Annotated in this window: 10 protein-coding genes; all 10 read right to left on the bottom strand. The window is 39.8% G+C overall.

The genetic code is table 11. The features are described 5' to 3' along the window. Nucleotides 1-64: 64 nt before the first annotated feature. Entirely contained in the window at nucleotides 65-2,032 is a 1,968-nt protein-coding gene (locus PGR14_RS03430) for an ATP-dependent DNA helicase (protein ID WP_007886452.1), read from the bottom strand. Between the two features lie 534 nt (nucleotides 2,033-2,566). Then, nucleotides 2,567-3,001 (bottom strand): helix-turn-helix transcriptional regulator, encoded by a 435-nt coding sequence (locus PGR14_RS03425; RefSeq protein WP_007886453.1) that lies wholly within the window; start codon nucleotides 2,999-3,001, stop codon nucleotides 2,567-2,569. Nucleotides 3,002-3,328: 327 nt separating this feature from the next. After that, the gene (locus PGR14_RS03420; RefSeq protein WP_007884654.1) at nucleotides 3,329-3,955 is read right to left on the bottom strand and encodes a hypothetical protein; all 627 of its coding nucleotides are present in this window, start codon (nucleotides 3,953-3,955) and stop codon (nucleotides 3,329-3,331) included. Between the two features lie 17 nt (nucleotides 3,956-3,972). Next, nucleotides 3,973-4,833: a contact-dependent growth inhibition system immunity protein gene (locus tag PGR14_RS03415; protein WP_007884653.1), complete on the bottom strand. Its 861-nt coding sequence runs from the start codon at nucleotides 4,831-4,833 to the stop codon at nucleotides 3,973-3,975. A 66-nt stretch (nucleotides 4,834-4,899) separates the two neighbouring features. Continuing rightward, nucleotides 4,900-14,256 carry a DUF6531 domain-containing protein gene (locus tag PGR14_RS03410; RefSeq protein WP_270222972.1) on the bottom strand — a complete coding sequence of 3,119 codons (9,357 nt, stop codon included), beginning with the start codon at nucleotides 14,254-14,256 and terminating at the stop codon, nucleotides 4,900-4,902. Between the two features lie 191 nt (nucleotides 14,257-14,447). Next, a complete protein-coding gene (locus tag PGR14_RS03405; RefSeq protein WP_055215245.1) occupies nucleotides 14,448-15,722 on the bottom strand; it encodes a sensor histidine kinase in 1,275 nt (424 codons plus the stop codon). Next, a complete protein-coding gene (locus PGR14_RS03400; protein WP_015513340.1) occupies nucleotides 15,719-16,432 on the bottom strand; it encodes a LytR/AlgR family response regulator transcription factor in 714 nt (237 codons plus the stop codon). The genes PGR14_RS03405 and PGR14_RS03400 overlap by 4 nt, the downstream gene beginning before the upstream one ends. A 403-nt stretch (nucleotides 16,433-16,835) precedes the next feature. After that, nucleotides 16,836-17,396 carry a hypothetical protein gene (locus PGR14_RS03395; RefSeq protein WP_006426967.1) on the bottom strand — a complete coding sequence of 187 codons (561 nt, stop codon included), beginning with the start codon at nucleotides 17,394-17,396 and terminating at the stop codon, nucleotides 16,836-16,838. Nucleotides 17,397-17,476: 80 nt separating this feature from the next. Continuing rightward, nucleotides 17,477-19,738: a glycoside hydrolase domain-containing protein gene (locus PGR14_RS03390; RefSeq protein ID WP_007884642.1), complete on the bottom strand. Its 2,262-nt coding sequence runs from the start codon at nucleotides 19,736-19,738 to the stop codon at nucleotides 17,477-17,479. 170 nt (nucleotides 19,739-19,908) lie between these two features. Further along, nucleotides 19,909-21,600, bottom strand: coding sequence for a lysozyme family protein (locus PGR14_RS03385; RefSeq protein WP_006426969.1), 1,692 nt, complete (start codon nucleotides 21,598-21,600; stop codon nucleotides 19,909-19,911). Nucleotides 21,601-21,620: the final 20 nt, after the last annotated feature.

Below are 21,620 nucleotides of genomic sequence, written 5' to 3'. Positions count from 1 at the left end.
CCCTTGAAATACCACCAAACTTTTCGTGCAAAATCTGCTTTTTCTGTAGCAGAACCACGAACGGTTACAGGTAGTATTCCACGCCTTTCCGGTTTCGAATAAAGTGCTGGACATCCTTGATATCTTTTGCCATCTTGCAGCTCGGAAGCGCACACATTACTTCCTCATGATACCTGCCACCTTCTCCTGCACGCTCGTCTAAAATGGACACGACACAAGTATCTGTCTCGGTGCGGAGAGCACGTCCGAATCCCTGTCTTAGTTTTTTCTGCATGTCTGGAACAATCACTGCCTGAATATAATCTTTCAGGCTGGCATATTCCTTCTTCTGTGCTTCACTGATGGGATCAGGAACAGCAAAGGGCAGTTTTACTATAATCAGCGAAGATACCATATCTCCAGGGAAGTCTACTCCTTCCCAACAGGAGCCGGCTGCAAAAAGGACAGCATTGTCCATCTGTTTAAATCTTGTGATCTCTTCCGGTGAATGTCTCCACACCTCTATCATCGGGAACGGAATTTCATCCCTTAACATCTGGTAAACGTTTCCCATCAAATGATAAGATGTAAACAGCACTAGCGTATGCCCGTAAGTCGAACAGATCAGTGAATGGATATGGCCTGCTATCATCTCTGCCTCTTCCTGACTTTCTCTTCTGCATGTCTTCAAATTCTTTGGCAGATATAACAGACAGTTCTTCTGATATTCAAACGGGGAGTCTGCCACATATTCCCGGACTCTCCGCACTCTCTGTAATCCTGTCATTTTCCGAATGTGGGAAAATCCCTGTCCGGTTTTTAAAGTTCCGCTTGTCAGAATCGCTCCCATTCCTCTGCTCCATAACATCTGGTCCAGATACTGTGGAATCCGTCTGCTGGATGCACACAATATAATCCGGTGGTCATGGTCCTGCTTCAGATGCAGCACATACTTCTTATCCTGATGGAAAAAGCATTCCAGCACACTTTTGGTTTCTTCCAGCTTGTTTCTGATCCACTTTGGAATCTTCTTTTCTAATTTTTCTATGATCTTATTCATGGTCTGTATCCCCTCATATAAATACATTGCACACTCTTCTGTCATGTGGAATTCTTCTTTTATCCCATATCTGGTTCTGTGGTTTTCTCCTATGATGTCCAGCACCATCCGGATCGTCCCGGACAGTTTTCTTATCTCCGGGCCTTGGTACTCATTCCCAAGATAAAAGCAGATTTCTCGGATATCGTCATAACAGAGGCTCTTCCCAAACATCTGCTTTGCCGCATCCGGCAGCTTATGTGCTTCATCGACAATCAATGCTCGGTAGTCTTTTAATAACGGGCGGTAATCCTGCAGCCTGTGATAACCATCAGCCAGCAGATAATTGTGATTACAGATCTGAATGAACATTTCATGATCTCTGGAACGCTCCAGATACTGCTGATACCTGCATGAGCCTCTTTTCGGGCAGTCTCCCGAACAGAACTTCGGTACACTCACCATCCTTCTGTCAAACCCACTTAAGTTGGACACTTCGTCCATATCATAATGTTCTTTCAACGACAGCAGAGCTTCTTTCTGCAACGCATTTTTGTTTTTTTCTTCGATTGCAACGATTCGGTGCTCCAACCTCTCATCGCAGACAAAATGCTCTTTCCCTTTTCGTATCACAGCTTTAATAGGGGCCTGAATCGTCCCGTTCTCCTGAAGAATCCGGGAGAGAAAAGGGATATATTCTGTAAGAATTGCTTTCTGGAGTGCAATGCTGGAAGTGGATATCACGACCGGACGCTGCTCATAAGGGGAACATCCTTCTGCAAGGAGGGAATATTTTCTCATCAGAACACAGGCCACCAGATAGGCATACGTCTTGCCGATACCGACACCCGCATCACACAGTGCTATGTTTCTTCCCAGCAGGTTATCCAGCATTTTGTGGCATAACATAATCTGTTCTTCCCTTACTGCCATTCCATGTTCCGGGAACAGCACTCGGAAAATAGTATCAATTTCTCGATGCGCTCTATTGAGATATTCTCTTGTGTAATACATAATTTGTTACCTGATATGCGTGCTGATATCACATCAATACGGCTGTAAAGGATTTCTCCCTACAGCCGTATGTATCTGATATCAACGACACATTCTTCCTTGATTTCTTATACTTTTGATTTTTGGCGTTGTATTTGTCCTCGACTCCCCCATTGCCTTACGGGAACATTACAGGCGGATGCTTGGCATTGCACCGCTCACGGATTTTCTAAAAGTCTTGCTGATTACAACCCAAAGTCCATCCTCTGCTCACTGGCAGTTCCTATGTATCATTATCCCCTCGTAAGTGATCCTCGCAAAAGACCGCCACGGTCCTGTTTCAGTTAAAGATGATTCGCTCGAAACGAAAACGCCACAAAAGAACTCTGCCTCTCACTTTCTGGTCTAATTTCTTCCATGCCCTTTTCATCTGTCCTCGCGTCTTCCTGCCACGCTTCTACTTACGGGAACGTACCTGTAATGCTGGTATGAGGTTGTCAAAGTACACTGGCAAAATTTACCTGCCTATTAAATAGCCGACGAAAAACGCCATAATTATTCAATTTTTGATAAATTTTTTAATTTTTTTCTCAAACGGTTTCTTTTGGTATAAATCGTCTGTTCTGCCATTCCCATAATCTTAGCAACTTCTCTTCCAGAATATCCCCATGTACTGAGTAAGAGGATTTCCAGTGTCTGATGCTCCGTTTCTTTCAATAGTTCATAGATTCGCTTATCACCTATGTGATCCAGAAGCTCCTTTACATCCCTTGCAAACAGCTCGCTGTCCTTTTCTTTTATGGAATCCATATCCTGCATCGTTTCATCCAGATGTTCCCGGTATCTGCGCTCTTCCAGAAAGTCTTCCCTGTCCATCTGGCGCAGCTTTTGGATCTTCTCTTCTTCCATTCCCAGTTCACGCAATTTCTTTTCTTCCTGTTCTTTCCAATAATTCCACTTTCGTTCTTCACTTGTCTTGTTATAAGCCATTTATCTTTCCTCCGATCTGATTTTTGATATAGAAATCAAATCGGAGCATGGCGGTGACCGGATAGGTACGTTATAATGTTCGAAAAATGTCGAAGAAAAAAATGCTGCAACCTCTTCGATTACAGCACTTTTTTCCATCTTACGTGAATATTTCTTGTTGGTTCATAGGAGATTCCTTCTTTTTCTCATAATGAATAAAAGACTCTTGTCATCCATTATTTATTATAATTTTTCTACTATTACAATAGCTTTTTTAACAAGTTTTCTTGTCTTGGAGTTTAAAAGAAAGCTACCAGTTTTTTTCCTCTGATAGCTTTCCATTCATTCTTATTCTGTTGGGAACATCGCTGCTTCCAACTTATTCATCTCTGTATCCAAAAGACCATATTTTCCTGAGTTATCTTTTTCCACGGATACGTTTACAGTAACAGCTTTTCCATATCTGTTCTTTTCAAGACTCTTCTGGACACTTTCTGTTAATACAGCTGCAAAGACTTCCGGATCATTTCCATCCAATCCCTGCTTTATTTTTTCATTGCTTACCTCTGTAGAGCTTTGTTGCAATGTCTGAAATACATTGGATGGTTCAACTTGTACACTTACTGTATAGACTCCATCCTCTTCTTTCACATCTTGTACTTTGTATTTTGCCAGTTTCTTTACTTCTGTCAGTTTTTCCGCATAATCAGCAATTCCTTTATCCGTAATGTTATCGGAATCATCAAATTGCTGTTGGATACTCTCATTAAAATCCTCTTCGATTTCTTTCTTGGCATCTTTTTCCGAGATTTCTAACAGATTCGCATAGTCCTTATATTCTCCATGATAGTGTGCATCAAGAGAACTTTGGACGTAGGATTTGGCATCAAAGTCTGGTTGTCTGGAGCAAGCTGATAACAATATACATACTATAATTCCTATACTTATGCACAAAACACAATTCTTCTTTTGCATATTCTCTCCTTCACGCTTTATTTATCTTCAATTTTTATCGAAAATAACATTTTTAAATACTGTTCTATTGACTCCTTTTGAACTTTTCTTTCAATATTATATGGAATGCACATAAAAAACTCCACATAACCATTATCAATAAAACTCAGCAATACTTCTCCATTTTCTGTTAAAAAATGTACATATTTTTTATTACATTTACTTTCAAATTTAATATTCGACATTTGCTTGTATATTTTTTTGTAATGATTTTTTATGCTTACTTCATCTGTACAATCAGTTCCATCACCTATCAAAAAAGAAATATACAACTTATCATAATCTTCATTTCTATATGTCATATAAGAATCTGTATGACCATCACCAATATTTTTATAATGCTCATTTGGAATCGAATAACTAATTATTTTCCCCTCTAATGTTTCAAATCTTTCTGTTTCATCAATTCTAATTTCACATGGTTCAAACATTTTTTTTATAAACAAGCCCAATTCATAATCCGACATTTCTATAAAATTAATATAATCTTTTTCTTCCGTTTTTCGCGAATATCCCCCTCTATTATTCCGTTCCCATCTTCTAATTTCTAATTCATCTCCATTTTGTTTCAAATCAATTCTTTGATAATTCTTGGAAAATGTTGGAAAACTTTTATATTTTGTTTGTTTCCAAAAATTGTTTAATTGAGATTCGTCTACTTTTGGGGAACTTTCTGCAATTTTTATTCCTTTTCTAATTGCACAGCCTATCTTATCTATTGTTTCTTCAGCCATAATTTCAATTGTAGGTTCGATAGAAATATAACATCCCATAAACCTTTCAATGGCATTAGGCACAATTAAGAAACCATATTTTTGATTATAATATACAGAAATCATATCCGTTTTCTCCTCTCTATTACTTAAGGGGAATAAAATATTCCCCTTAAGCTATTTACTTTGCTATTATTTTCCTACTGTAATAATGAGTTTAACACCTTTATCAATACCATGTTTTGTAGCATTATTAACTGCATTTATCTGAGCTTCGCTTAATGTTACATTTGGAACAACTACTTGTAATTGTCTACCCACTATTTCTTCCGCATTAACAAATTTACCATTAAATGTTTCTCCTATAAATCCTGAAACTTTATTAATGTCCTTGACAATTACCTTTTCCAATTTATTACCATTTTGATAAGTCTTTGCACCTAAGTCTCGGCTTTTAACACTAGTCACAACACCATTTTCTACTTTATCTATGGTCGGGAAATTGTGTCCCAAGTTATTTCCCATAGCTTTGTCAATAATATCTCCTCGCTCTAATGGTGGTTTTTCCCAAGTGCCTTCTGGCAATTTTGTTTCGGTTACTTCTGCAACTAATTTTTTAAACGATTTATCAATCCCATCATTATGGGTACTTCCTGCACTCCTTACTACATTCAAAAGTTTCCCAGCCCCATAACTAAGGCCACCCATAACGCCACCTGTCACTGCTCCTGCAATACCACCGACTAACGTATCTTTTGCTACTTGTTTCAGACTATTTCCAGACAAACCTGAATTCACTGCACTATATGAAGCTCCACCAATAGCTCCAATAACTGCTCCTGAAACCATCGCCGTTCCTAAGCCACCCATTGCTGGCAATGCTGCCAGAACTGCTCCTGCAGCCAAACCGCCTGTTGCAGCAACTACAAGACCAGAAACTGTAACCGCAGTTATACCAATGGCTACTTTTTTCACCGCATTCCAGTCTACTTTTCCAAGCTTATCTGTAATACGATTTGTTGTCGTACACATATGTCGTACCAGTTCTGAGCGGATTTCTGCCGTTCTTTCTGAAACATAGGATTTGAAAGATGTATAAGTTTTTCCAATTTTCTGTACCCCATTGCTTACAGAACGAATAAACTGACTTCCTCTGGATGTGATCTTTTGATATGTACTGCTACTGGTTACACGATTTTTCACAGATTGATATGTCTGTTTTGCATGTTTAGCTGCATTTTTGGCAGTTTTTGCTACCCCCTTCACTGTGTTAACAATAGTTTTTGCTGCTTTCTTAGCTGTATTTACTACTGTTTTGACTACCTTTTTCGCAGTATTAACGATTTTCTTGCCGACACTCTTGACTGCTTTCGCTGCTTTTTTAGCTGTACTCTTAATCCTGCTCCACAATGAATGTCCTGTCGGATCACTGTAATTCAGCGGATTATTGGTCGTATAATCGTAGCGGTTTCTGGTCAATGGATTTTCTGTCGTTCCAAGGTCACTATCTTCAGTTGTAAAGGTTCCGTTCTCTGCGTTATAGTATCTTGCCCGCAGATACTGAAGTCCTGTTTTTACATTTGTGGACTCCCCATTGTAACCGTAGTAATTGACACCGTCTGCTGTTCCTGATGTAAGGTTACCGTATGAATCATACTGATAACTGTTCGTCAGATTAGCTGTTTCGGTCAGGATTCCGGTCACGCTGTTTCTTCCGTCATATAAATAATAACTGCTTTCTTCCGATTTATCAACGCTTACCCGTTCTCCGATTCCACTTTCTCCATAAGTATAAGCCTGACGTACTTTCTCGTCTGCTCCATACTCTGCAAGGACTTCTGTATTCTCGCGATTGATATCGTTGATATACTCTGTCAGTGTGTATCCTTTGGCATTGGAACCGCCTTTTACCAGAGAGGCAAGCTGCTCTTTCGGGCTGTTTCCATCTTCGGTACGCTGGTTCGCCGGGATCAGGACTTCATCGCCATAGCAGTCTTCCCATTTATAGGTGTTATCAAGTTCGAATACCCGGTTGTTATCTCCATCGTACATGGCTGCCATCAGGACTGTTCCACCCTGTTTTACTACTGCCAAACGATTCTCTGCTGTGTATTCATAAGTAACCGGATCTGCACTGTTTGTCTTATCACATTCCTGGATCAGATTGCCATCTTTATCATAGCTGTAGGTTGTTCCCGGATCGCCCCAGATCTTTGCATTGGTGCGTTTGATGAGCTGGTTGGAATCGTTGTACTTATAGTTATATTTTGCTTTGCTGACACCATCCTCGATCTTCTCGTAAGAGGTCCGGTTTCCAATCTTGTCATAAGTATAATTATGGACTGTCTTTTTACCGCCCTCTGCTTTTTCTGTACAGCGTGTCAGTTCCCAGTTGTCATCGTATTCATAGGTACGTGTCGTCTGGATCTCTTTTTCCTGATGCTCACAGTCTGCTTTGTCTGTCTCTTTCTGTGTATCGCCCCAGTTGTACCAGTCTTCCCAGCTTGGCGTCTTTCTTGTTCCAGCTTCCAGTTCCGTAGCTGTTTCTCCAACTACATATCCCTGATCATTGTACTTGTACTCATAAGTACTGATTACTTTGCCGCAGGAACCACAGGTATTCACAATCTTTGTGATATGATCTTCTGCATCGTAAGATACTTCCGTCTTTGTTCCATTACTTCTAGTAACTTCTGTCACACGGTTCAGTGCATCATGCTTGTAAGTGGTTACTTTTCTATTACGGTCTGTCAGTTTTACCAGATTATCATTTAAGTCGTATTCATAGCTGATCTTTGTCCCATCCGGGTATACGATTGCCTGCAGATTATCTGCGTCATCATAAACGTAGCTGACATCCTTTTTCGAACCGCTTGTCACTTTGGTGATTCTTCCAAGTGCATCGTATTCGTAGCTGCTCTTGCCTGTCTGATCCTTCATGGATACCCGTTCCCCGGCACTGTTATATGCGTAGGTCACGTCCTTTTCGGATGTCTCGCCTTTTGCGTCCTGATAAGATTTCTCCAACAGGTCATTCAGTTTGTCGTAATCATACGTGGTTTTCTTGCCGCTTGCCTGTGTATGTCCGGTCAGTCTGCCTTTTTCATCATAGTCGAATTTCTCCGTTCTTCCTGCCGGATCTTTGATGGATGTCAGGTTGCCTTCTAAGTCATAAGTATAATTCGTTGTCTTATTTGCTGCATTGGTGAAGGTCACCAGGTTATCCATGTTGTCGTAACCATAAGTTGTTACACCGCCAAGGGCATCAGTTACTTTGGTCAGGTTGTCATTCTTGTCATATTCCAGATGGCTCTTTAATCCGGTCTTATCTGTAACAACCTGAATATTCCCATGTGCATCGTAATCAAATCCCGTTGTGAATCCACGCTTGTCTGTAATAGAAGTTACCCTGCTGTCCTTATCATAGGTATAGGATTCCTTCTGCCCCAGTGCATCGGTCTCTTCTGTTACACGGTTGTCTTTATCGTAGACTGTCTTTGCAACATAGCCCATCGGATCTGTTACAGATGTAACATTATAATTCTTATCATATCCATAGCTGGTCTTTCTTCCACCCGGTTTGGTGATCTCAGTAATATTTCCTGCCGGGTCGTAAGTGTAAGCAGTTATCTTACCAAGCGGATCAGCTGCAGAAGTCATCTGACCTGCCAGGTCATAACTGTAGGTATTGCTCCGTCCAAGCGGATCTGTCTCCTTCACCAGATTGCCATACTTATCATAAGAAAAGCTGGTTGTTCCATCCAGTGCATTGGTAGAAGACTTCATCTTATGGAGCTTATCGTAAGTATAAGTAGTGGTACTCTTTAAGCTGTCGCTTTCTTTTACCACGTTGTCCACTTTATCATAAGAGAAATTTTTAGTATAACCCAGTGGACTGGTCATACTCTTCAGACGTCCGGCTTTATCATAACTATAGGTATACTCTCCACCATTCGCCTGTGTCATCTTTGTGACATTGTCATTCAGGTCAACACTGTACTGTGTCTCATTTCCCTTTGCATCCGTTACAGAAATGACATTGCCATGCTTGTCGTAATCATATTTGGTAACTGCTCCCTTTGGAGAAATCTGTTCCGTCATGTTACTCAGGCTGTCATATTTGTATTCGGTAATGAGTCCCATCGGATCTTTTGATTTGGTAAGATTTCCAATGGCATCATAACGGTATTCATTTGTTTCTTTTAACGGAGAAGTCTCACCGATCTTGCGGTCCAGTTCATCATACTGGTAGGTTGTCGTATTTCCATTTCCGTCTGTCTGGGATACGAGATTGTCATTTTTATCGTAAGCATACTTGGTAACCGTACCGTTTTCATCGACAGATTCCGTCACATTATCATTTCCGTCATACTTAAAGGTGCTGGATGCTCCCAGTGGATTTGTCTGAGAAATAACCCGGTCTTTCTTATCGTAAGCGTATTTATATGTGGCTTCCTCTTCTTCTGTCATGGATAACTGGTTGCCGACTTTATCGTAGGTAAAGGTTGTTTTATGACCTTCCGCATCCGTTACCGCTGTAATGCGGTCCATAACATCATATTCATAAGATGTGATACTTCCGTCTGCTTCAGTAAGTTTCAGGAGTCTGCCGTACTGATCGTACTTGTATGTTGCTGTCCTGCCAAGTTCATCGGTCTGTGTCAGTACATTTCCGGCACCATCATAAGTATAATCCATACTGTTTCCACCATTGTCGGAGGAATGGATCAGGTTGCCTGCTCCGTCATATTGATAGGTAATTACGAGTCCCTGTGCATCCGTACATTTTACAAGCTGTCCGATGGCATCGTACTCCATCAGCACCTTGTCCCCTGTCGGCAGTATTATGGATGTGTTATTTCCCTCTTTATCATACACATAACTATACGCATTGCCGAGGGCATCTGTCATCTTTGTGCTGTTGCCCTGTGAATCGTATTCGTAAGTGGTCTTTCCTTTCAGGGCATCCACCGTCTGTTCCAGATTGTCGGTGGAATCATATTTCATTGCTGTAATGTTGCCCTTTGCATCGCTTACCGATGTCATGTTTCCATTACCATCGTAAGTCATGGTACTGGTATTTCCATTTTCATCGGTAGAGGATACCAGATTTCCATTTAAGTCATACTTCATGGATACGGTATATCCAAGGGCATCTTTGGATGTAGTCAGATTTCCTGCCTTGTCGTAAGCATAAGTATCTGTTCTTCCCTCTTCATCGGTAGAAGATACCAGATTTCCTGCTTTATCATAAGTATATGTGGTAGTTCCACCTTCTGGGTTGGTTTCACTTAAGCGGTTTCCTGTATTATCGTAGGTATAAGTCCAGGTTCTTCCACTGTCATCTGATTTTGATACCAGATTGTCTGCCGCATCATAAGTATAAGTGGTAACTGCACCTAATTCATCTGTCTCTTTAGCGAGTCTTCCGCAGTTATCATATTCCTTGGAATGGCTGCTTCCATCTCCATAAGTAATCTTGGTTTCATTTCCTAATGCGTCATATTCATATTTGGTTATATTACCAACTGCATCTTTGGACTGAAGCACCTGTCCAAGAGAATCAAACTTGGATACGGTTGCATTTCCATTTCCATCGGTATATTTTTTCAGATTTCCTGCTTTGTCATATTCATAGAGCTTTGTTCCAAAATCTTTATTACTCTCTTCTATGACACGTCCCATGCTGTCATACTTATAAGTAATTGTATTTCCTTTTGCATCGGTTGCTTTGACCTGCTGATAATTCTTATCATAAACGTAGCTGATCTGATTTCCTTTCGGATCTGTACCACTGGTCATGTTGTACATCTTATCATAAGTATAAGTGGTGGTATTCCCCAGTGCGTCAGTACTTGCTGTAATATTTCCCACACCATCCAGCGTATAAGCGGTCACACCGCCATCGGCTGCTGTCTTGGAAGTCAGATTGCCATTCGCATCGTAACTGTTCGAGGTTACATTTCCAAGTGGATCTGTCATGGTAACTGCACGATTCATCGCGTCATACGTGAATCCCCATGCTGCTCCATTTCCATCCACATATCCGGTCATGTTCGGTCCGTCATACGAATACGTTGTTGTGACACCTCTGCCGTCTGTCTGGGATACCATACGATGTTTGTCATCGTAAGTATAGGTAATGGCTGTTCCATCCGGTTTTGTAGATGTGACCATATTTCCATTACCGTCATAACTGTAAGTAACCGTTGCTCCGTTATATCCAGTTGCACTGGTCAGCTTATTCTGCTCATTATAAGTATAAGAGGCTGTCTTTCCATCCTCTCTTGTCTCCGTTGCTACATTGCCAAATGTATCATAAGTGTAAGTTTTTGTTCCGGCTGCTGTCGTTTCGGAAGCAAGCTGATTCTCTGCATTATAAGTCTTTTCACAGGTTGTTCCATCCGGATATTCAATGGATGTTGTGCGGTACTGATCATCATAATGATAAACGGTCTTATTTCCTTCGTTATCCGTTGTTGTAGTAGAACTCTTTCCGTACTTGAAAGTTGCCGTTCCTTTTTCTGCATCAGTCTGCTCTACAACTCTTCCTTCTTTATCGTAAGTATTCTTTACAACCGTATTGCCATTCTCATCTTTCCAGCTTGTCATACGGCTGTCATCATCATATTTGTACTCTTTTGTTGTTCCATTCGGATCTGTTACAGATATCAGATTTCCCTGCTCATCATATTTGTAAGAAACTTTTCCACCATCTGGAAGAGACAGTTCCTTGATATGCCCGAATTTATCCTGTTTTACCCCGAATGTTTTTCCGGATGGTGTTGTAATCTTACTCAGATTATAATCATCGTCATAATCTAATACTGTCTTAAATCCATTCACATCCGTTACATAACGTAAAATTCCATATTTATCAAATGACCAGACGCTCTGATCCGCATCTGTCAGTTCCCATCCGATGTAGTCATGGTCTGTATCTTTATAGCTGACTGCTTTTAAATCATATACATAACCATCCGGAGTAGTGTAGCTTCCATCTTCATTCTTATCAAAGATCAGATAACTTCCGTCCCCTCTCATATACAGAAGACTTCCGTCCTCCATTTGAGAAAGTGACTGGTCATAGTTAAAGCTCCATCCACGTCCGAACATGGAATGCTGGTCTGTTCCTTTGGAATTGTAGCTTCTTGTAATGGAGAATTCTCCATTCAGTTCATTCATCGTCGCATCGGACTGATCCATGTAGAAGTTACCAGTATTTAAGTTGACTGGTTCAAATCCAAATTCACAGTGCAGGCCTCTTCCCATCAATGCTCCGTCAATCCGCATCTTATCCTGATCGGTAAGCGGTGCAGGACTATATGGAACATTTGTCTGTGGGTTACGGATAAAGATCGTGTTATTTGCGACTACCAGTGCGTCCATAACCTGATTGTCTTTCATAATGTTCTTAAGCGGAACACCATAATATTTTGCAATCTTCGGGAATGTATCAAACTGCTTCACTTCATAGATCACAAAGCTGTCACTGGTCACTTCTTTTCCTGTTTCCAGCTTTCCATCAATCTCTTTCGATGCTTTTGCTTTGATCTTATAAAGCTTGTCCTTCGTCAGCCCTGAATACAGTGCACTCTGCCAGTTGGAATCTTTGCTGTAATACTTATTCGCCTCCGGGAACTGCTTATTGTATTCAGTACTGTCTGGATAGGAATACAATGGTTTTGCATCTGTTTCGTGATGTTCTTCATTTTCCTCATCTGGAAGCAGATAATATTCTACTGTAGATTTGCTCTTTGCAATTCCGTCTGCAAATACGGCATCAAACTTCAGCTTTCCATTTGTATTCTTTTCTGTCATCGGGCGAAGCAGGATCGTTGTTTCATCCAGTGACATATCTCGCAGATATGGATCTTCAGCCGGTGACCACTGGATGCTGAGTTTCGGTCCATAAACGGATGCCCTGTTATTCAGTACCTCACACTGCATAGAAGCTCCAAGGTTATTTGCCTCGGCAATGGCTACCAGTGCAAATCCGTTATTCGCATGAGTTCCCTGCACCCAGTCATTGACCAGATCTTTGACGTCATAATTGATATAGCTGTTCCTGCTGGTACTTGCATTCTGTACATCCTGAAACGTAAGATTTACTGGTTTTGTTTTCCATGTGATGGAGGTGTTCCACGACTGATCTACACGATAAAGTCCAAACTGGGATGCACCACCACTGTATGCAGTTTTCTGACTGACTGCAAATGTTGCACTGTCAATTTTGGAATCTTTCGGAATCTGACTAAAATTTGAATTTACTTTGATATAAGTCCGGCAGTTCTGGTGTGCAGTACCAAATCCTGCAAGGTTCCCAGACTTAATACCATCATCAAATCCGACATACGGATAATTGTTGTCACCAATCTGACTGGTAGGACTTCCCTCTTCCACACCGATCATGTTAAAGGAACTCTTCTGAATCTCTACTGGTGTCGGATCGATCCTGACCGGATACTGACGTTCTTCTGCCGAAAGCCAATCCCTATCTGGTTTTACGGTCAGGATTGTTTTTCCATCTTCTTCCCGAAGTTCCAATGTGATCAGGAAACTGATTTCCCCGGCAGCATCTTCCATTGATGGCGTCTCCAGAAGATACTTCGCATCTTTGATTGTCTTCCCTTCCGGATAGATATAGACCTGATTGTCTTTTACTTCTGCCTGATACCCCGGAATCTGCAGCTCGTATTCATAGACTTCCCTGTCTGTTGGCTGCTGAAGTACGATATCTTCCTTAATGCTGGAATCCAGTACTGTATACTGAACATCTGCGCCCTCGTAAACTTCATTATAAAGGATCGCATTGTCTTTAATAACGGAATGTGTATAATCTCCATCTACCGGAATGATCCCGATTCTGGTCTTTCCATTTTCAATCGTTACACCATTCTCTTCTGACATCTGTTCCGGAAGAAGGATAGCATAATCGTTTGCCTTGTTCTGATAAACTTCTGTTTTCTCTTCCTTTTCTTCAGTTGCCACTACACTGCTGGCTTCCTGTGCTTCTTCGGATGCCGGAGTATCTGCTTCTTCTGGTTTTACAAGTGTATTATCAACCAGCTCGGTATCTCCATCCTCATTCTTATAAGTTCCGACATAACCTCCATAAACGGTTGTATACTGCTTGTCCCCTGTCTTATAAGTCTTGGAAATGGCATCATAATCAATCAGTTCACCTTCCGGTTCTTCTGGAATCGGATAGTAATCCTGTGGTTCTTTCAACTCCACTTCTTTTTCCTGCGGATTTTCTTCTGTTTCTTCCGCTGGAGTTGTCTGTTCTTCCTGCGTCTCTGTATCTTCTGATGGCGTCGTTTCATTTTGTACGTCCGCATCAGACTGCTGACTCTTATCTTGTTCTCCAGATGTGGAATCTGTAATCCCTGCTTCCTCTTCCGTCAAAGCCTCTGGTCTGGAGAAATCTGCATTCTTCTGTACATCCTCAATGGCCTCTTTTGCCTGTACAAAAATAGGCTCTGTTCCCTGTAGTGCCATCAGGAGTGCAAGTACTAAGGCTATAGCCGACTTTCGAAATCTCTTCATAGTCTCTTTCTCCCTCTTGTAATCTTTTTCTATAATTCCTTTACAAAATAACCGCTACCCTCCTTTTTTCTGACTTTGGCACTACTATAATCTAAAAAATCACAAAATTTTCATAAATGGTAAAAATGCCCCTTGAGGTGGCAAAAATAGACGAAATCGGTCGAAAAAAATAGTAAGACACCATCGCCTTACTATTTTTCATCTAATTTCATATATAATAATATTTTCACTTGAAAGGATTTCTCCGTATGGCAGATCTCCATCTGACCATGATATTTTTCTACTACGAGTTTCACATTTTGTAATCCTATTCCATGTCCTTCTTTCCTGCTTTTCGTTGTCAGATAAATTCCATTCCGCACTTTTGGTGTATCTTTTATGCTATTCTCAATCTGGATATTCATGATTCCTTTTCCATAATACATCTGAAACGATAATCTCCTTTCATCTGAAGCTGCTGTCCCACGAATAGCATTATCCATAAGATTTCCCACTATTATACTTATATCAAATAATTCTTCCCCTATATGATTCGGTATTTCTACAGAAATCTCCGGATTTTCAATTACTGATTTCGAATCTTCCAAAATATAATTCAGCAGATTATTCATATTACGGTTTTCTGTATATAAATGATGACATAAGGCTGTTCCGGCTATATTCTCCATTTGTTTCAGATACGATAGAATCTCTTCATTTCCTCCCGTTTTTGCCATTGCCCCTATTGTTGTAAGATGGTGCTTGTAATCATGATGTATCTTATTCAGCCTGTCCTGTGATTTCATCATCATCTCCAGTTCTTTTGCATACTGGCTCATCTGAATTTTCATCTCTTCCTGTTTTGCTGTTTCAATATAACTTTTCTGAACCTCATCGTGCAGATAGAAAATAAACACATTGATAAACAGTAAGAATAATACAATCGTAGACCGCACACCTCTTCTGTCTGGCAGCAATATCCTGATACAGACTATAATGCTGATCACCGGGACAGAAAGCATAGCAAGCCAATGACGGTTCTTTATATAATAACTTCTCTTTACACCTACTTTTCTTTCAATAATGACTTCCAGTAAAAAGAATATAAAATTTCCCATTACAATAGTTCCCGGTCCCATGTGATGATGCACCGGATTTCTTGCTACCGCATACCGTTGAAAGAACACGATTGGAATCCCATCACATAAAATTCCCATAATATATACCATAAGTGTATTCCAGACATGATGTTGCCAGTCTGCCTGATATGCCACTGTTATAATTAACAGAGCTATCAGCTCAAAGATCAGATCTCCGTACATCGTTCCCCACTGCATGCTTCCCCAGCATGAAAGCAGATATGCACAAAAATATGCAAATAGCTTTTGTGTATCCTCATTTTTTGGATACAGGATGGTATTGTAACGGAACACAGTATAAATCCAGAATAATTTACTTGTCAGATAAGTGATCAAATGGATATTCATAATCTTTTCTTCTCCGTTTGTAATAGTCTTTCCCTGACCTTCTTGCGATTTGCTTTACTGATACTGAGACGTGTCTTGTCTTTCATAACCACGTTGTCATATTCGTAATGCTCCACGTGTTCCATATTGATGAGATAGGACTTGTGAATCAGTAAGAAATATTCTTCTGTTACATCCGCTACATCCTTTAATTTTCCTCGATATTCATATTCTTTTTCCGATGTCACGATATGTACTCTTTTTCCCAGACTATAAAAATACAGGATCTTGTCATAAGAAATCTTGTGGATTCCTTTTGTATCCGTATATTCAAATATTTTCTTCCGTTCTTTTAACAGTTCCCGTAATTCACCTATCACCCGGAAAAGTTCTTCCTCTCGGATTGGCTTTACAAGAAAATCAAATGGATGAATACGGAATAATTTCATAGCATATTCCTGATATGTTGAAATATAGGTAATCCGCAGTTCTTTTCCATAATTTTTCTTTCGTATCTCCGTTCCGATATCAATTCCATTCTCATGTTCCAGACAAATATCAAGGAATAACATATCGTAGGATTCTTCTTCCAGCCTGTTAAGAAGCTGCTCCGCAGAATAGTATATTTCTATAGATATCTGACAGTCATTCGCTTTCCCATAATGGAGCAGCTTCTGTTCTAACCAATTACATAGGATGATGTCATCATCACAGATTGCAAGTTCTAGCATATTTTCTTACCCTCAGTCTTTCGTAACACGACAAATGGGGAAAAGAATCCCCTTCAATTCTTTTCCCGAATGGACATCACTAATTTTGTGTCATTTTTCCGATGCAACAGCACCACTTCCTTTGCTGTCTTATTTTGTCCTCTATATAATAAACACTTGAACAAGAAAAAACTGTCGCCATTTTATAATTTATTTATATTTTTTATGTTTTATTTATATTTTATCCAAATATTACAGCGATAACTAATAATGTCACCCCCTGCATTATTCTTTTTATTTTTAGCGTCATTTGATAAAACATCAACGTTTTTGATGGCAAAAAGGGAACCTGCAAAACCAGATTCCCTTTAAAATACATGCTCTTCTCTAAAAGGATGATAAATCCACCATCCTCTGCTTATTTTTAAAAACTTTTTCCTTTTTTACAATACTTATAAATATTAAATGGTTTTTCTTTTTTTTCAAATAAAATCCCTGTTGTTTTAATAATTTTTATAAGTTCATCCGACTCCATATCTGTCGTTTTAAATATAAATATTTTCTTTTCATTTGTTATGAAAAAAAAGAAGTTTTTATATAAGAACATTCTATCAATATTTTTAAATTCATAAATTTGATCTTCATCTATTTTAATTGCGTTTTCATCGATATCCACCGTTTCATATCCTGATCTACCCCAGACAAATTCATGAACATTTTTTTCAAAATTTTTACCAATCATTTGATACCAAATAATCCAAGCCACACAAGCCACACAAGTTCCAATCCCTATTCCAAACATCAAATAACTTTCCGACAGATAACAATTAATCGACAGTAAAAATTCTACAGGTGTAAAAATATAGATAATCATTCTACTTTTCTGTCTTGTTTTAAATAATTGATTAGGAATTATAAACCCAAGCGAAAGCATTCTTTCTAATTCTTCCCTATCCTCATCTGACACAATTGATTTAATATGCATTCTTCTTAATCCCCCTTTTGCCAGAGGTCCTCTTTATAAAATCGAACCTCTGGCCATTGTCTCTTTTATTCTTTTACAATTTACAGCGCTTGAATCAACAAACCAAAAACAGTACCTGCTCCAGCTGAAAATAAAGCAATAATTGACGGAATTGCATTTACAACTAATGCACCCGCAAGAACTAATATTACGGCTCCTGCCAGTATATTACTATGCTCTTTTGTGAATTCTACAACATTAAATTCAAGACCACTATTAGAATTTAATGTCATTGTAAAAATCAAAGCAACCGATATTGTCCACTCTTTTTCCTCTTCTGGCAGCAAATCTGATGTACTAAATACAATGGAAAACTCTACACTATTGGCAAAAACATTATTTATTTCAAAAGCAATATTACCAGATTTAACCGATAAAGCAATTTTTTCTATCGTATTTCCAAAGTTATCTGCTCCCTCTATACCTGTATCTGATAAATTTGATGAAATCTCCATAATTTGATTTTTGCAAGTTTGTGTCAATTCTCCATCATTTCCTATATCCACTTTTATATTATAAATTTTACCAGTTGAACTTTCAAGCGATGTGGATATTTTAGTAGAAATATCAATTGCTCCTTGAGGACTCATCATTGTTCCCAGTGAAATTTCCTTATCATACTCCACACCCACATCCATAATTTTATTCAGATAACCAAGCGGCTCCATTACATTATAGACATATTGATTTCGTGCTATTTTTACCTTTGCCCGAAGATTTTCTTGCGCTATTTCCTCATCTGTTTTTGTCGATACGGCATCGAACTTTTTAAATCCAGTATCTCTCCCTGAATATGCATCTTTATCCAGTGGGAACGAAGGTGATGAAGAAAATGAGTTCAACTCACAAAATTGATCAAATGCCCAGTTCTTCGGCATCGAATATCCCAAATTACAGCTAAATCCAGTTGACATATCTGCCACAAATGATTTACTTGCCAATCCTGCTTCATAAACTTTAGTACATACATATCTTGGTGCATAAATGCCGACTTTATAATTTTTATCATTTGTCGAACTGAAAAAGATCATGTGAATCTGTTCAAAATAAGGTATAATAAATGTATCAATCTGATATGAATAACAATCAAAATCCACTGCAAAGTATATAGTCGTTCCACTTGGTATACCGATTCTCTCGGCTGCTAAAATTGCTGTCTGTGCATCAACACTTCCCTGGGACGGATCCTTAAAATAGTTTAATTCATATCCTCCATCCTGATATATCGGGAATACCGATAATCCTGCATTTTCAATGTTTTTCACTTCTGTTGATGTCAAATATTTCGGTGTATGTTCTTTTCCAACAGAACCTGTCAGATAACGTCCTACATGAGTATACCCTGCATTTTTTATATCTAATGCCTGTTGTTTATTTAATACTGTTGCACAGTCACACGCTTTTGCTGCCCTGTTTGTATCGCCTTTACTCGTAAGCAATGATTTCATAGTAGAAACATTTACTTTTCCTTTTGTTACAAGTCCAATTCCTGTCAGACCATAAAACTCCTGAAATTCTGACACCTTTGACTCTGTAGTCGAATCAAACACGCCATCGAATCTTCCCGGATTATATCCGTTAAAATATAGTCCGTATTGAGCAATCTTATTAAATGGAACATATTTCGTCGAGTTCTGTCCGTTCTGTAATGTACCCGGAAACGCATTTGTTGTTGCATCGCCAAAATTAACTGAATTCAAATCTGTAATTAATTCAGTTGTAACTCCTTCAGCCGCCTGCAATGCACCAACTAAAGACAAAATTGTCTGTCTTGAGGCAATTCCATCACAAGGTCCAACACCAATAACATCTGACCAGTCACTATTTAATTGCTGTTGAATAAGAACAATATTGGAATCCCCACCAGAAACCTTTGTAAACCAGTTTAGGGATAACAATCCAGACCAAACTTTCCAATCAATTTTGCCCGTAACTTCCAGTCCTGCATTTTCCTGCATCTTTTTAACTGCATTTACTCCTGATGTATAATAAATTCCAGTAATTCCTCCAGCAGCATATCCTTTGCAAAACAGAGCACACTGAATCAAGCATACATTAACCTGCGGAGTATCATTCGGATCCATTTTTGTAATAATGGCTAACTTCTTCATGGTATTAATAGTAAGTGGTCCAACCGTTCCTGTAATCGTTGAGATTCCATTCTGAATCTGAAATGCACGAATGATTCCCTGCATCACGGCTGTTCCGGTCTTTCCATCTTCATCCAGTTTTACCCAATCCTTATGTCCACCAAACATCGCATTTAAATATTTTTGTGCTGCTTTTACATTCTGATCACTCATATTCACTACCTCCTAATTCAAGTCAATTATAAAGATTTCTAACTCTTTATATGTCTATCACTAAAAGTTACAATAACAATTTATCAATCAACTGTGCCTATTTTGTGACTATTTTCCAAAGGATTCATTAACTTCCTTATAAAATCCTTAACAAATTATGAAAGAAACCATCAATTTATCACCCCATATCCCATTATAGAACTGTAATCTACTGCATAATTTCTCTGCCGTACCTGATCACTGGAATTTCCCTCAATCGTGTAAACTCTTCCACCTTCACACTTTTCTACTATTCCTACATGATCCGATGTTCCATCATGATCCCAGTCAAAAAAGATGATCATTCCAGCTGTCGGAGTTGTTCCGCCACTCTGCCACTTATTCTTTCCCTGAAACCAGGACACTCCATCACTGCACAATGAGAATTTAGGAACATTCCCACTTGCAATCAGACCGCTCTGATCCGCACACCAGCTTACAAAACAGGCACACCATTCTACCCGACTGTCAAATCCGTACCAGCTCCAGAACTTCTGACCGCCACTGTTTCCAAGCTGCCCCATTGCAACCGACACAATCTGCTGATTACCAAACAAACCAGCAAACAGGCTGCCACCGGAATAATACCGCATCACATGGGGAACGTATTGGGGATCTCCGTAACTGCTCCATCCATGCGAAGCTGCCTGTTCCTGTGAAAACTGCAATGCATTGGCTTCTGTATAACCGCCTCTTTGCAATGCCCATCCTATGTAGCCATTTCCATAGTTATATCCCTGCCATGCAAGTTTCAGCTTGTCCAGATCCTGTGGACTGCTGCATCCTGCCTGTCTGATACAGTCTGCAAAGGTCTGTACTCCAACCTCTATCGAATAATCCGGATCAGTAATAGAACCAGGAGTGTGTGGGAATCTTGTATTATATGGACTTTCCGAACACTGCATCGGGTCTGTTCCCCTGCCTCCAGATTCCTGCATCATGATGGCCTGTATCGCAGACACATATTCCGGAATGCCGTATTGGGATGCATACTGCTGTATCACAGAAGTATACGCAAGCACTTCTTCACTTAGGGATTCGGAGCTTTCCGAATTACTGCTGAAAGCTGCTCCTGCAATGATTCCCACAATCAGAATAAATACCAGAAGAAATGCACTACCTCCGGCAGCAATCCATTTTCCCATTTTTTCAAGAGCTACTACCCCTTTTTGAATCGCTGCTGTAATTCCCTGTACGGATAACTTTGAACCCTTTCCAGTTACCTGAAGGACTGCTTTTCCACTTTCTGCCGATGCCTGTGCTGACTTTCTTGCCATCTGGGCTGCTCTTGCTTTCTGCATCGCCTGAAGACTTTTTTCCATCTGCTGTTTCTGCATGGATGCCTGTGTCTTTATTTTTTCTTGAGACAGACCGGATACTTTTACCACTCTCGGTGCTGCTTTCACCTGCCGTTTACCATTCTCCTTGGCAAGTGCTGCCTGCTCCGGTTTCAACTTGATTAATTTCTTTCCGCTTTCTGCCCCCTGCTCCATTGCTTCTTCGGCAGCTTTCGCTTCTTCCTGTCTGCTTTTTCTTTCCTTTATCTTCCTGTAGGTCACTCCAGCAAGTTTTTTTCCACCTTGATATGTGGTTTTCCCTATACTTTTTCCTGCCACACTCGCCGCTCTGTACTGTACGGATTCTATTTTTTCAGTTCCATACTGTGTTGGGGATTCTGACTGCCCACTGCTTTTTTCATGTAGTTCCCTTGGCTTTTCTTTTGCTTCCAGAACCGCTGAGCGAACCAGTTCTTTCGGAAGTCGGGCAGCCGGATTTCGAATCTTCGGATTCTTATCCCTTACCCGTTCCTTGATATCTTTCATCCGGTCACCCTCTTTCCGTA

Origin of the sequence: Coprococcus sp. AF99-45, assembly GCF_027663865.1 — a bacterium.
Taxonomy (GTDB): Bacteria; Bacillota; Clostridia; order Lachnospirales; family Lachnospiraceae; genus Allocoprococcus; species Allocoprococcus comes.
This window is presented reverse-complemented; position numbering and strand designations above follow the sequence as displayed.